The organism is Synechococcus sp. BDU 130192 (assembly GCF_963876085.1).
GTDB lineage: Bacteria > Cyanobacteriota > Cyanobacteriia > Cyanobacteriales > MRBY01 > MRBY01.
Map to the genome: position 1 here is coordinate 103,516 of NZ_CAWNNO010000055.1, position 13,280 is coordinate 116,795.

Here is a 13,280-nt window from a genome sequence, read left to right on the forward strand (position 1 = left end):
TTTTTAGGCTAACTTCCAGTTTCCCCCTTTGATGAAGAAAAGTCATTGGGGGTTCTTTGTTGGCTGAGTTTGGCTAGAGTATCAAAGGCGAATTTTTGCACTAGGATTTCTAGGGCCCGGGCGATCGCCGTTGCCTGGGGCGGCAGTTGATCGATGAGGGATTTGAGGTGTTGGGCCCGGGCCGCAAGGGCGGCTTGGTGAAAGGCAGTTAACCATTCAGGGGGAAATTTTTGTAAGGCCTCTGGTGTTAAGGCTGGGAGTTGTTCATCCCGTGCTTGGGGAGGATAGAGGGCCAGGTGCATCGGGTTGGCCGGGGTCGCCCCCGTGAGCTCAAAGGAAAAGCACGAACCGACTCCCGGCTGGCTACTGACGACGATTTCACCGCCCATGAGGTTGACAAATTTTTGGCTGAGAGCCAAGCCCAAACCACTGCCTTGACCCATGCAATCGCCCGCTTCTAGTTTCACAAAATTATCAAAGAGTCTGGTGAAATCTGTTTCGGCAATGCCAATCCCTGTATCCGTGACGCTAAACCGGAGACGGAGGGGATTTTGCGCCAGGGTTTTGACCATCAGTTGAACGCAGCCACTGTCGGTAAATTTGAGGGCGTTATTCAAAAGATGGAGCAGCACGGAGTGGAGTTTTGCTTGGTCGGCGTTGATATAGCGGGGCACCTGTTCGTCCCAATGGATATCAAGCTGGATATTTTTGTGCTGGATTTCGAGGGCGTACATTTGGGCGAGATCATCCAGGAGATCATGGAGATTAAACAGGTTGGGGTTTAGTTGTAGGGTGCCCTTTTCAAATTTCGCCAAGTTGAGAATATCGTTGAGCAACGCAAGGAGATGCTTCCCCGACCGATGAATGATACTGAGGTATTCCTGGTGATCCGTCGAGAGGTCTGGCGATCGCTCCATAATTTGGGTAAAGCCTAAGACCGCATTTAGGGGGGTTCTTAGTTCGTGGCTCATGCTTGTGAGGAACTGATTTTTGGCATGGTTCGCAGCCTCCGCCAATTCCTTCGCCAGTTCGAGTTGCTTATTGGCCTGCTGCCGCTGGTAATAGTTGTAGATTAAGTTCCCGGCGATCGCCAAAATATCCGCATCTTCCTTTGACCACAGCAGATGATCTACCGCTGTCGAAGAGCAAGCAATGTAACCCCAGGGTTGCCCGGTCGCATCCTGAATCGGCACCCACAATACCGCCTTAAGATCTAAGTAAGCGACCAATGTCTGTTCCGGTTTTGCCGTTTCCGGGAGGGGATGTTGGCGATCAAAGAGAATGACTTTTTGTTGCTGCCAATGGTCTAACCACCAAGGATAGGCACTGAGATCGATGGTGTTAAAGTTTTCGTCGAGGTCGAGGTGAGGGCCAGCGTGCCAACTCACAAGGCGCTCGACAGAGTTGGCCTCCATTTGGCTGATCATCACCGAAACGCGGTCTGCCTGGAAAGTACGCCCCAGTAACGCTAAAACTTTCTCTAAATTCAGCTCCGCTTCAACGACCATCAGATGGGACATCTCAGCCAGCATGGTTTCGAGCTTGAGGCGATGGCGGAGCACCTCATCAAAGTTTTTTCGCTCCGTAATATCTAGGGCAAAACCATCAATAACTAGATCGCCACTATCGACCGCATGGATATTAAAGGAGCAGTCGTAGAACCAGTGCCAATTTCCAGTAGCATCCCGGATCCGATATTCCAGCTCAAAGTTTTTCCCGGTGTGTAAGGTTTGGAGGACTTGATCGACATCGACGACATCTTCTGGGTGGATCGACCGGTGCCAGAGTTCTGGTTCATCTAGCAAACGTTGCACTTCATAGCCAAGGATCTGCTCCACCTGAGAAGAATAAAACAAACCACCCCGTTGGGGCGAATATTGGTAGATGATCGCTGGAATCCCATCAACCATTTTTTGATAGCGAGTTTGGCTCTCGGCCAGGGCGATCTCCGCCTGTTTATATTCAGTAATGTCTTCGATAATGGTCAAAAGATATTCTGGTTGGCCTTGGTTGTCATAGATATAGGAGCAGATCACCTTGACCCAAATAAAATGGCCCTGGCGGTGACGATAACGTTTTTCTAAAACAGCACTGGCAGCTTGGCGGCAATCGAGTTTAGCCCGTGCTTCACGGCAGATTTGGATATCTTCTGGATGGGTGAGTTCTTGGCAAGTGAGTTGCTGCAATTCCGCTTCACTGTAGCCACAGATCTGACAAAAGGCTTGGTTGACCAGCGAGAAATGATCCGTCCGGTCAATTTGTACGATCCCCAGGGCGGCTTGGTCGAAGATTGCCCGTAGACGGGCTTCACTGGCGGCCAAGACATTGAGGGTTTGCTGCATTGTCGTAATGTCTTGCACGGCTCCCCCTAGGAAAATGGGTTGTCCCTGCTCGTCCCGGGTCAGTTCGTGGTAATCCTTGAGATAACGCACTTCGCCGGCGGGAGTAATAATGCGATATGCAGAACTGGGTAGTTGTTGACCGCTAAAGAGACTTTCAATACTGGCCTTTATGCGATCGCGGTCGTCGGGGTGAAGCCGCTCAAAAAAGGTTTCCGCATTGGGTTGAATTTCACCAGGGGCAAAGCCAAAGATCTGAAATGTTTCTGGAGACCAATAGATTTGATCGGTGCGGATATCCCATTCCCAAACGCCAATATGGGCGATCGCCTGGGCTTGGGCAAGGCGGGCTTGACTCGCGGCGAGGGCTTGGGTGCGTTGCTCAATGAGATCTTCGAGGTGGGTTTGATAACGGTTGACCTGTTGGGCCAGGTGATTACGGGCGGTCACATCCGTCAAGACCACCAACAGGCGAGAGTGATGGTTTGTTTGTTCGCAGACAGCCGCCAACTCCACTTCTAAAATGTCGCCATTTTTCTTGATGAACTGATAGGCATCATCTTCTACAGAGCCCTGGGTGGTTAGGGTAGGCAGGAGGACTTGTTCTGCTTTATGGCGGGAGACTGGCGTCAGAAAATCAGTGACATTGCAGCCAATGACTTGCCGCCGTTCATAACCCAGCACCTGCAACCAACGATCACTGACCGCAAGGATTTGCCCCGTTGCATCCATCGAATGCAACATTGCCGGCGTTTTTTCGTAATAGTGGATGGCCTGTTGGTCTAATTCGAAGGCGATCGCCTTTTTCTCGGAAATATCAATGATCACCCCATCGAGCCAAAGCAGATTTCCCTGGTCATCAAAGACCCCTTGGCCCCGTTCATCAACCCATCTCACCGTGCCATCGCGATGTTTGAGGCGGTATTCGAGGGCGAAGGGTTTTTTCTCCTGTACTTTCCGCTCAATAATTTGGCGCACAAAGGCCCGATCATTGGGGTGGATGAGGCTGGCATAGTGGCGATCGCCCCCCGGTAAAAAATCAGCCGCAGGATATCCAAGCAATTGCTCAATGGTTTCGCTGAAATAGATCCCGTGCCATTCCGCCGTATTTAAACAGCGGTACACCGTGCCCGGAATATTTTGAATCAACGTTTGGAGGCGATCGCCCTGGAAATCGCCTAAAGGTGCTGCCGAGAGTGTCCCCTGAGTTCGGCCCAATATCATCCGTAGGGCAACCCGCAGCGTATGTACCAAAAGCGGCCCCGTCAGCTCAGACCACAAAAAACAATCTAAAACCCCAAGGCGCAGCATTTCATCCTGGAGTGCTGCCTCATCGGTCAACCCAATCCAAGGCCACCGTTGCACCACCTCGGCATGGTCAACCAAATAAGTCAGCGGTGCATCACTGAGATAAAGATCATGGTGACCCAAACTTTGCAGCGCAGACGCCGCCGTCAAATCAAGCCAAACCAGTTGGAAATCTTCAGCCTGCTCCTCTACCAAAAGCGTTTGCAGCCGTTGGTAAACGTTAATATCCGTTGATAAAACCGCGACACTATAATGAGAAGCAACCATAGGGCGACAGGCACTGTAGCATTTTTAAACGAGATCTGTTTATCCTGACGAAGGCGAGGCTATGGCTCCATAGCAACCCTTGTTCTCTATCCTAAATGTTTCCCAATAACCGTGGATTATCTTCAGTTTTTTCAACACACAGAACGGCAGCGGGTGAGCGATGGTCAACTGACACCATTAATCCCGTCCGGTTTGACTCGCCCCCTAATGGTGCTGATCCTATCCCAACTCGGCGATTTTGACAGTCTTGAGTATGCTTGGTGGCTCCAAAAGGATGCTGATTTCTGTCGCGGGGTAGATTATGTGGCAGTGGGCATTGGCGATCGCCGTTCTGGTCAAAAATTTTGTGACTATACGGGTTTCCCGGCCGAGAAATTATTCATCGATCCCAATGCAACCATTCATCAGGAACTGGGCCTATATCGCGGGTTAACCTGGAAAATTCCCGGACTCAAAGCAGGACAAAATGCTTGGGTAAATCTGATGCTGATGTGTGCTGGCATTGGCAGCCCAGGTACTCTCAAGGAAGTTTTGCGGGGTTATACGGGGGATAAAAAAGCGCCCCAACTGTTTGCCGATGATGAAGTCGTTAAAGCGGCTCCTTTACCAGCTCTCAAGGGAGAATTTTTTGCGGCGGCTGGGGGAAAAGGCTTTCAGCGGCCCTTAGAATTGGCAACTTTGCGCCTGCGAAATATGGCTGAAGTCCTCGGTAATTGGTCTACCTATGTGCCCGATGCCCAGTACATGACCCAACGGGGAGCGACATTCCTCTTTGCTGCCGATGGCACGCTGCAATATGAACACTTCGACCAAAATATTCTAGGGTTTGCGGCGAATATGAGTCGGCCTTTGACCTTCCTGGAAACCCTGCCTGCGGTGCAGCGAGTGGCCTAGGTGAATTACCAGTTTCGCTTTGCCCCCTACCGCCGCCCCTTTAAAACGCCTCTGCAAACTCACCATGGTTTGTGGACGGTGCGGGAGGGCATTATTCTGTCGCTCCGGGATGAAGTGGGACAGATTACCCAGGGGGAAATAGCGCCTTTGCCGTGGTTTGGGACAGAAACCCTTGAGGAGGCGATCGCCTTTTGTGCTGCCTTTGGGGAAAACATTACTGATGGGCAAATTGCGGCGATGCCCGATGCCCTGCCAGCCTGTCAATTCGGTTTTGAGACGGCCCAACTTAATCTTGCCAGTACCGAAAATTTAGCTCCTCTACACCCTATAAAATTCTGTCAGTTAATCCGGCGATCGCCCACCCTGTTCCAAGACCTACAAACTTTACTACAACAAGGATTTCGCACCTTTAAACTGAAAATTGCCCTGGATACACCCGCAACAGAAATCGCCCTCTGCCAGCAGATCCTGGAAACCTTGCCCGCCGATGGTCGGTTGCGCCTCGATGCCAATGGCGGTTTAACCCTAGAACAAGCAAAGCAATGGTTAGATTGGGGGGAAGCCCAGGCAAAACTAGAATTTATCGAGCAACCCCTAGCTCCCAAGTCTTTTTCTGATTTATTACAGCTAAACGCAGAATTTCAGACCCAAATCGCCCTGGATGAGTCCGTTTCCCAGATCGCTTCTTTAAAACATTGTTACCGCCAAGGGTGGCGCGGTGTCTTTGTGATCAAATTGGCGATCGCCGGCTTTCCGTCCCGTCTTCAAGATTTCTGTCAAACTAAAAAGCTGAATTTTGTACTCTCTACTGTTTTTGAAACGGCAGTCGGCCAACGGGCACTTTTGAATTTTTCTCAGGATTTTGTCCAGTCCCGACGAGCCTTGGGTATGGGCGGCACCCAGTGGATTTGATGTTACGATGCTGAATATCCGTTTCCAACACCTGTAATGATTATGAATATTGCAGATTTGCATCCGAAATATGTCACAGATTCAAGCGGGAAACAAACAGAAGTCATTTTACCCATCCGAGAATTTGAAGCGCTACTTGAAGAGCTTGAAGACCTTGCCATCGTCATTCAGCGGCAACAAGAAGAAACAACAGAACATCAAGTATTTATCGAAGAATTAAAAGCTGATGGACTCCTACCAAATTAGCTGGAAAGCTTCAGCAAAAAAAGAACTTCGAAAAATTCAACCCCAGATTATTCCAGAAATTATTAAAGCTGTTGAATCTTTAGCGGCTGATCCCTATCCTAATGGTTGTAAAAAAATGGCTGGGATGTCTTCAACTTATCGTATTCGCAAAGGCAATTACCGCATTATTTATTCTGTCTTAAAAAATGCATTAATCATTGAAATTATTCGTGTTGGTCATCGCCAAAATGTTTATGAATAAGTAGAAACGACTCTTTGTTGATAAAAACTTAGGCGATCGCCTCTGGTTCGAGGTCAATCTGGTGGATTTGGCAAAATTAATAAATTTCTCGTTTGGCTTGTTTCCCCTGTGCAACCTGGATACGGTGTTTGAACTGCCGATTGATATCTGCTTGATTTTCGGTCTTCAATCATCCTGACGGCGATCGCGTTACAGTTCGTCACAAAAGCTCCCTTTTCGGTAATCCTTTCCATTACGCTGACAAATACTGTTCTTTGATCGACTCTGCTGCCCATGACTGCCCAAATTCCTGCCCACAAGAAAGCGAAAGGTTTACCCCGGGGAAGTGTCCGTCCGGCCAAGGCCCTGTGTAGTGACTGTGGTCTCTGTGATACCCATTTTATCCACTATGTTAAAGAAGCCTGTGCTTTTCTGAACCAGCAGTTTGACAAGCTCGAAACCAAAGTTCATGGCCGCAAGCGGGATCTAGACCAAGAGCAGGAAATGTATTTTGGCGTGCATCAAAAAATGGTCGCCGCCCGGAAAACGGAACCCATCGAAGGGGCGCAATGGACGGGGATTGTCAGTTCCCTCGCCTGCAAAATGCTTGAAGAGAAATTGGTAGAAGGCGTGGTCTGTGTGCAGAGTTCCCCTGATGATCGCTTTCAGCCGATGCCGATCATCGCCACTACCCCAGAGGAAATCCTCGCCGCCCGTGTCAACAAGCCAACCCTGTCGCCCAACTTGACGATCCTAGAGCAGATTGAACAGGGGGAATTTAAGAAACTATTGGTGATCGGTGTGGGTTGCCAGATCCAAGCTTTGCGGGCAGTACAGGATAAATTGGGCCTCGAAAAACTTTATGTTTTGGGCTTGCCCTGTGTGGATAATGTTACTCGCGCGGGTTTGCAAAAATTCCTCGATACCACCAGTCGCTCCCCGGAAACGGTGGTTTACTACGAGTTCATGCAGGATTTTAAGGTGCATTTTAAGCATGAGGATGGTTCGACGGAAACAGTCCCCTTCTTTGGTTTAAAAACCAATCAACTGAAGGATGTGTTTGCACCGTCTTGTATGAGTTGCTTTGACTATACCAACGGTTTAGCGGATCTCGTGGTGGGTTACATGGGCGCACCATTTGGTTGGCAGTGGATGGTGGTGCGCAACGAAACAGGCCAGGAAATGTTTGATCTCGTCGCCGATCAAATTGAAACGCAGCCGGTTAGTTCTAAAGGCGATCGCCGCGCCGCTGTGCAAAATAGTATTCCTGCCTATGACAAAGGCGTTACTCTACCAATGTGGGCCGCGAAACTGATGGGAGTTGTGATCGAAAAAATTGGCCCGAAGGGTTTAGAGTACGCAAAATTTTCCATTGATTCTCACTTTACGCGGAACTATCTCTATACCCGCCGCAACTATCCAGACAAGCTGGAAGCCCATGTGCCAGAGTTTGCGAAAAAAATCGTCGCCCAGTACGAACTGCCTAAAGACTAGGGGCTATTTCCCCCTCCAGAAGCGGTACCAATTCATTTGGGAATTCTGTTACAGTGAGGGGGACGTTTGGTTTTATAAAGTTTTATGTCAGGTTGGCTAGAGCACAGCGTACAGGTAGAAGTTGACGCCCCCATCGATCTCGTTTGGGAACTCTGGTCAGATCTCGAACAAATGCCCCAGTGGATGAAATGGATTGATTCTGTCGCCATCCTCAAGGATGACCCAGATCTGTCCCGCTGGAAATTGGCCAGTGGCTCCTTTGAATTTACCTGGCTCTCTCGGATCACAAAGGTTGTTAAGCACCAAATTATTCAGTGGGAATCCGTTGATGGCCTGCCGAATCGGGGGGCGATCCGTTTCTATGACCGCCATGGCAAAACCATTGTTCGCCTCAGCATTGCCTATGATATCCCTGGTATTTTGGGACAGGTCATGGACAATCTCTTTTTAGGCCGGGTCGTGGAATCAACCATCCAAGCCGATCTCCACCGTTTTCGGGACTATGTTAAAAATCTTCAGGAACAATCGCCCACCTCTGTCTAGATCCCTGGAGTGTTTCATCAATTCAGCCAGATGTAGCTATGGGTTTTGCAAGAAAGTTGTGATTCGATCTGCAACTTGGTGCTGAGCGGCACAGGATTGGTAGGACATTAGCCGCGATCGCCCACCTGACTTCAAGCAAACATTGGTGCTACAAGGCCGCCCTCGGCGCACATTTCGGATTACGGTTACAGTGTCGATGTCATTGATGGAGTAGATGAGGGACTGCTGCTGACCTAAACTATTGCGACGAAGAATGCTTAGCTGTGCTGCGGTGCGGTCTATTAAGCAGGCGTAGGGAATTTTTTCTAAAAAGCAATAAACTGCGACCACTATTGACAGTACTAGAAAAAAAAAGCTTTCGCCCCCTCCTGCCATCAGTACTAATCCTAGGGAAAGTAACGCCGTAATGACAAATACGATTCCTAAGGTTGCTTGGGCCGTACATTCTTCTGGAAATTCGATATGTAGTTGGCGGGGAGTGCTTTTTAGGATGCGCATGGTGGATTTGTCATCTCACTAGGGCTTGGAGATTAGGATTCAATGACAAACCTTAGTTTTCTGTCCCTTTTGGTTCTTCCTGATGGATCACTTTCGCCCGATGCAAAAGGCGATCGCCTTGGCGGTAGCCCGCATTTTGAATCACCACCGCATCCCCTGGGCCGACATCACCGTGATTTTTCACCAATTGATGCTCTTGGGGGTCATAGTCCACAATTTCGCCGACGGTGCCGATGGGAGTCACGTCCCAGCTCGCCAGGAGTTGCTCAAAGGGTTGTGTGAGGGCCACCAGGGTTCTAGCGGGGAACTGGGCATTGTCTTGGGCGGCCTTCGCTGCGGCAGACCATTGCAACAGCCAAGCTTCGAGGATATCCAGGGCTTCCTGTTGCCAACGTTGCTCATTTTGCGCTTGTTGGCTGTCGAGTTGGGTTTCTAGGCGGGCATACTCGGCTTTGAGGGTTTCTTCCTGCTGGGCCTGGGCTTCGGCTTGGTCGGTTAACTGTTGTTGGAGGTGATCGATTTTATCGGTATATTCCTGCTGCTGGGCTTGGAGATGGTGTTGGAGCTGCTCGATTTCCTCGGCGTGGTTGATGGCCTGGGTTTCTAGTTGGGCGCGGAGGCGATCGCCTTCTGCTTGAAGTGCTTCGAGTTCGACGGGGTCAACGCCAGTCGCTTGGGTCGTTTTGGGGGTAAATTCTAACGGCTGAATCCCTGTGGGCAGAAATAGAGCGAGAAATTCATCCACCGATTGATCGAAATATTGAGCCAATTTCACCACGGCTTCGACGGGGATGCTATGAATGAGCCCAGCTTGCAGTCGGTAAATTTGCCGCGCTGCGACCCGCGAATAGGCCGCCAGTTGAATGACATCGCTCACATTGGCTTGGGCCATGAGGGTTTGGAGTTGGGCAGCGTGGGGATGGCTCATGGGGAGGGGCAGTTTCGTCTGTAGGGATACTCTGGCATTCTCACCCATGGCTAAGAAGGGATGCAGCCTTTTTTATTAAATCGTTAAAAAATCACGATTTTGGGGTGTTTGTCGGGGCATTTTCGCTGCGGGATGAAAAAATCTTGATATGCTGTTTCCTTGATGCTTGTCCTGTTGAGAAAAGCGATGAATCTTAAGCGCATTTGGGCGATCGCCAGTAATTGTTTTCGAGAAGTGATCCGCGATCGCATTTTGTATTTTTTGGGATTTTACGGCCTGGTGTTTGCCCTGGCGGTACGGATTTTACCCGATGTGTCGGCGACGGCAGGGGCGAAGATCGTCGTGGATTTTGGCCTGGGGATGATCGGTATCTTGAGTGTGCTGGTGGCTATTTTTGTCGGCACAGGCTTGGTCAACAAAGAAATTGAAAAACGCACAATCCTGGTGCTGATCCCCAAACCGATTAGCCGCGCCGAACTGATTGTCGGGAAGCATCTGGGGCTGTCGGCGGTGGTGGCGGTGATGTTAGTTGCCATGGGAATTATTTATTTCGCGCTTTTGGCCTGGTCACAAAGTATGATGCCGCTGTTGTGGCAGGACTCAACGGTGCCGCTGGGGCCAATCTCCCTTTCCCTCGGTTATTTATTGATTGAGCTAATGCTGATCATTGCCGTGGCGATCGCCTTTGGGGTATTTACCAGTTCTCTGTTGGCGACCTTGTTCTCCTTTGGGATTTACCTGATGGGCCACTTCAGCACCGATTTAGTGAAATTAGGGGAATTGAGCCAAAATGCCGGAGTTCAGTGGATCACCGAAAATCTCTATAAAGTTTTGCCGGATTTATCGCGTCTAAATTTCCGTAATGAGGTGGTTTATGGGGTGGTTCCCGATGGCCAAACCCTACTACTCAGCGCGATTTATGGCCTTGTCTATGTAATTTTGCTCCAGGCGATCGCCATCTTTATTTTCAGTCGGCGGCAATTTTAATCAGGTTTGATTCCCCATTACGCCTGCTTCCCCGTTCAAGACTGCAAGCGCCACCCTTTAATTTCCTTCTGGCGAGCCCGGGCGACAACGAGGCAATCATTATCCACATCCTTGGTGATTGTTGAACCTGCCGCAATGGTCACATCTTCGCCGATGGTGATGGGCGCAACCAGGACGCTATTGGCTCCGGTTTTACTGCGATCGCCAATCACTGTTTGATGCTTATTCACACCGTCATAGTTTGCTGTGATCGTCCCAGCGCCGATATTGACCTTTGCTCCTAGGGTGGCATCGCCGATATAGGAGAGGTGGGCCATGTTGGTATTGTTGCCGATGGTCGATTTTTTGACCTCCACGAAATTCCCAATCCGGCATTGCTCCCCAACCTTAGCCTGGCCGCGAATGTGCGTATAGGGGCCAATTTGGGTATTCCCCCCCACCTGGCTATCACTCACCACGCTGTAGAGAATTGTTGTATTGGCTTCAATGACGCTATTTTCAATCAAGCTGCCCGGCCCTAGGCGGCAACCAGTCTTGATCAAACTATTGCCCCGCAGATGGGTTTGGGGTTCGATCAGCACATCTGGTTCGAGCTGCACGGTGTCGTCAATGGTGACTGTATCGGGCTGGTGGATCATGACCCCGGCCTTCATCCATTTTTCCTTGATGCGGTCTTGCAAAATTTCGTAGGCTGCCGAAAGCTGAAAACGGTCATTAATACCGCTAATTTCTTGGAAATCCGCCACATCCATCGCCATCACTTTATCGCAATGGAGAATAACGTCCGTGAGGTAATATTCCTGTTGATCGTTGTTGGTGGTTAATTTGGGTAGCGCCTCGGCCAACACCCCCCACTTAAAACAGTAGACACCCGCATTGATCCGATTATTCTTGCGCTGGGCATCGTTGCAGTCGCGATGTTCGACGATTTGGGTGACCAGGTTGTCACCATCGCAAAACACACGACCATAACCCGTGGGATTTGGCAGTTGGGCCGTTAATAGAGTTGCGTCATTATTATTTTTCTGGTGGGTTTTAACGAGATCTGCAATGGTTTCGGGGCGGAGTAGCGGTACGTCGCCATTGAGAATCACGACATCGCCCGCAAAATCCTTGAGAGGTTCGAGGAGCTGTTGGACAGCGTGACCGGTGCCGAGTTGTTCCGTTTGTTCAACAAATTCTAGGTGGGGCAAATGGGCCAGGGCCGTTTTTACCTCAGCCGCGCGGTAACCGACAATGGTGCAAATTCGTTCTGGTTTAATGAGGGCACAACTTTCAATCACCCGTTCCACGAGCGATCGCCCGCCGAGGGGATGAAGGACTTTCGGGAGATCCGACTTCATCCGTGTACCTTTGCCTGCTGCCAAAATTGCTACCGCTACCATTGCCTTTGCTGTGTTCGATTGACTGACATCGTTTCAGTGTGGAGTATATCGTATTGTTTGGGACTTCCGGCATCGGTGCCGGAGAAGATTCTTGTTTACACCCAAAAACCTGGGGGCTGAAGCGGTTACCGGATTAGTGCTAAATTTCTCAAACGTTCTTTTCCAGTGAATTTTTATGTTCCTCGCACCGACCCCAAGCCGCACTGCTCCCTACACCTCAATGCTGATCATCCCCACAGGGATCGGCGCGAAAATTGGTGGCTATGCGGGGGACGGGATTCCCATTGCACGGCTGATGGCCCAGGTGTGCGATCGCCTGATTACCCACCCCAACGTGTTAAACGGGGCGCAACTGTTTTGGCCCATGGCGAATACGTTTTATGTAGAAGGCTATGGCCTCGATCAATTCGCTGCGGGGAACTGGGGGTTACGACCCGTGCGACAAAATAAAGTGGGATTACTCCTCGATCAAGGCATTGAAGCAGAATTAAAAACCCGCCATATCCAGGGGGCCGAAGCTTGCCGCGCGACCTTAGGTTTGCCGATCACAGATTATGTTGTGACGGATGCGCCCTTGAATGTCACCCTCAAAGTTTCGGAAACGAGGGTCAGTTGGGGGACGATTGAAAATGTGGGCAGTTTGTTGCGGGCGGCGGAAAAACTAATTACCCAGGCCAAAGTAGAGGCGATCGCCGTTGTGGCTCGCTTTCCTGACGATGAAGATAGTGAGTTACTTGCCCAGTATCGCCAGGGATCTGGGGTCGATGCCCTCGCGGGTGCTGAAGCAGTGATTTCCCACCTGCTCGTGAAAAAATTTCAGATTCCCTGCGCCCATGCCCCAGCTTTATCGCCTTTACCCATTGAACCGGAACTTTCCCCAAAAGCTGCTGCCGAGGAATTAGGCTACACTTTTTTGCCCTGTATCCTGGCCGGGTTGAGCTACGCGCCCCAATTTGTGACAAAAGGCGATCGCCAAGCCGGGGAGATCTGGGCGGATCAGGTCGATAGCCTAGTGATCCCCGCCAGTGCCTGTGGCGGTAGTGCCGTTTTGAGCCTCGCCCAGACCCAAACATTGATCATTGCTGTAAACGAAAATGACACTGCATTAAGCATTTTTCCAGAATCCGTTGGGATTAAAGCCCGTCGGGTAGACTCATACTTGGAGGCAATTGGGATCATGGTCGCCCACCGTGCCGGATTAGATTTTTCGAGTCTGCGACCCACTGTGCCCCCCCTCAATGCAATCTAGATCGATATTT

12 protein-coding genes are annotated in these 13,280 nt (G+C 50.3%); 8 read left to right on the forward strand and 4 right to left on the reverse strand.

The annotated features are described in order from the left end of the window. Positions 1 to 8: 8 nt before the first annotated feature. Positions 9 to 3,914 carry a PAS domain-containing protein gene (locus AACT35_RS11865; protein WP_099239631.1) on the reverse strand — a complete coding sequence of 1,302 codons (3,906 nt, stop codon included), beginning with the start codon at positions 3,912 to 3,914 and terminating at the stop codon, positions 9 to 11. A 111-nt stretch (positions 3,915 to 4,025) separates the two neighbouring features. On the opposite strand from AACT35_RS11865, the gene AACT35_RS11870 reads away from it, so the two are divergent. The 6 genes from AACT35_RS11870 to AACT35_RS11895 all read left to right on the forward strand — a co-directional run bounded on the left by AACT35_RS11870 (position 4,026) and on the right by AACT35_RS11895 (position 8,223). Beyond that, positions 4,026 to 4,808: a peroxiredoxin-like family protein gene (locus tag AACT35_RS11870; protein ID WP_099239633.1), complete on the forward strand. Its 783-nt coding sequence runs from the start codon at positions 4,026 to 4,028 to the stop codon at positions 4,806 to 4,808. After that, complete coding sequence (locus AACT35_RS11875; protein ID WP_099239635.1) at positions 4,809 to 5,720, forward strand: o-succinylbenzoate synthase; 912 nt, start codon at positions 4,809 to 4,811, stop codon at positions 5,718 to 5,720. A gap of 42 nt (positions 5,721 to 5,762) precedes the next feature. Continuing rightward, entirely contained in the window at positions 5,763 to 5,966 is a 204-nt protein-coding gene (locus AACT35_RS11880; RefSeq protein ID WP_223209935.1) for a hypothetical protein, read from the forward strand. Beyond that, complete coding sequence (locus tag AACT35_RS11885; protein ID WP_030007420.1) at positions 5,947 to 6,207, forward strand: type II toxin-antitoxin system RelE family toxin; 261 nt, start codon at positions 5,947 to 5,949, stop codon at positions 6,205 to 6,207. The genes AACT35_RS11880 and AACT35_RS11885 overlap by 20 nt, the downstream gene beginning before the upstream one ends. Before the next feature lie 273 nt (positions 6,208 to 6,480). Beyond that, positions 6,481 to 7,680: a Coenzyme F420 hydrogenase/dehydrogenase, beta subunit C-terminal domain gene (locus tag AACT35_RS11890; protein ID WP_173867244.1), complete on the forward strand. Its 1,200-nt coding sequence runs from the start codon at positions 6,481 to 6,483 to the stop codon at positions 7,678 to 7,680. An 84-nt stretch (positions 7,681 to 7,764) separates the two neighbouring features. Then, positions 7,765 to 8,223 carry an SRPBCC family protein gene (locus tag AACT35_RS11895; protein ID WP_012308232.1) on the forward strand — a complete coding sequence of 153 codons (459 nt, stop codon included), beginning with the start codon at positions 7,765 to 7,767 and terminating at the stop codon, positions 8,221 to 8,223. 36 nt (positions 8,224 to 8,259) lie between these two features. Here AACT35_RS11895 and AACT35_RS11900 read toward each other — a convergent pair whose 3' ends face one another. Then, complete coding sequence (locus AACT35_RS11900; RefSeq protein WP_099239639.1) at positions 8,260 to 8,721, reverse strand: hypothetical protein; 462 nt, start codon at positions 8,719 to 8,721, stop codon at positions 8,260 to 8,262. A 52-nt stretch (positions 8,722 to 8,773) separates the two neighbouring features. Further along, positions 8,774 to 9,697, reverse strand: coding sequence for a nucleotide exchange factor GrpE (gene grpE / locus AACT35_RS11905; protein WP_099239641.1), 924 nt, complete (start codon positions 9,695 to 9,697; stop codon positions 8,774 to 8,776). A gap of 138 nt (positions 9,698 to 9,835) precedes the next feature. On the opposite strand from grpE, the gene AACT35_RS11910 reads away from it, so the two are divergent. Then, entirely contained in the window at positions 9,836 to 10,636 is an 801-nt protein-coding gene (locus AACT35_RS11910; protein WP_099239643.1) for an ABC transporter permease, read from the forward strand. Between the two features lie 35 nt (positions 10,637 to 10,671). Here AACT35_RS11910 and glmU read toward each other — a convergent pair whose 3' ends face one another. Next, positions 10,672 to 12,021: a bifunctional UDP-N-acetylglucosamine diphosphorylase/glucosamine-1-phosphate N-acetyltransferase GlmU gene (gene glmU, locus AACT35_RS11915; protein WP_099239645.1), complete on the reverse strand. Its 1,350-nt coding sequence runs from the start codon at positions 12,019 to 12,021 to the stop codon at positions 10,672 to 10,674. Between the two features lie 175 nt (positions 12,022 to 12,196). Here glmU and AACT35_RS11920 point away from each other — a divergent pair, with 175 nt between their 5' ends. Further along, positions 12,197 to 13,270, forward strand: coding sequence for a DUF3326 domain-containing protein (locus AACT35_RS11920; protein WP_099239647.1), 1,074 nt, complete (start codon positions 12,197 to 12,199; stop codon positions 13,268 to 13,270). The last annotated feature ends 10 nt before the right edge of the window (positions 13,271 to 13,280 follow it).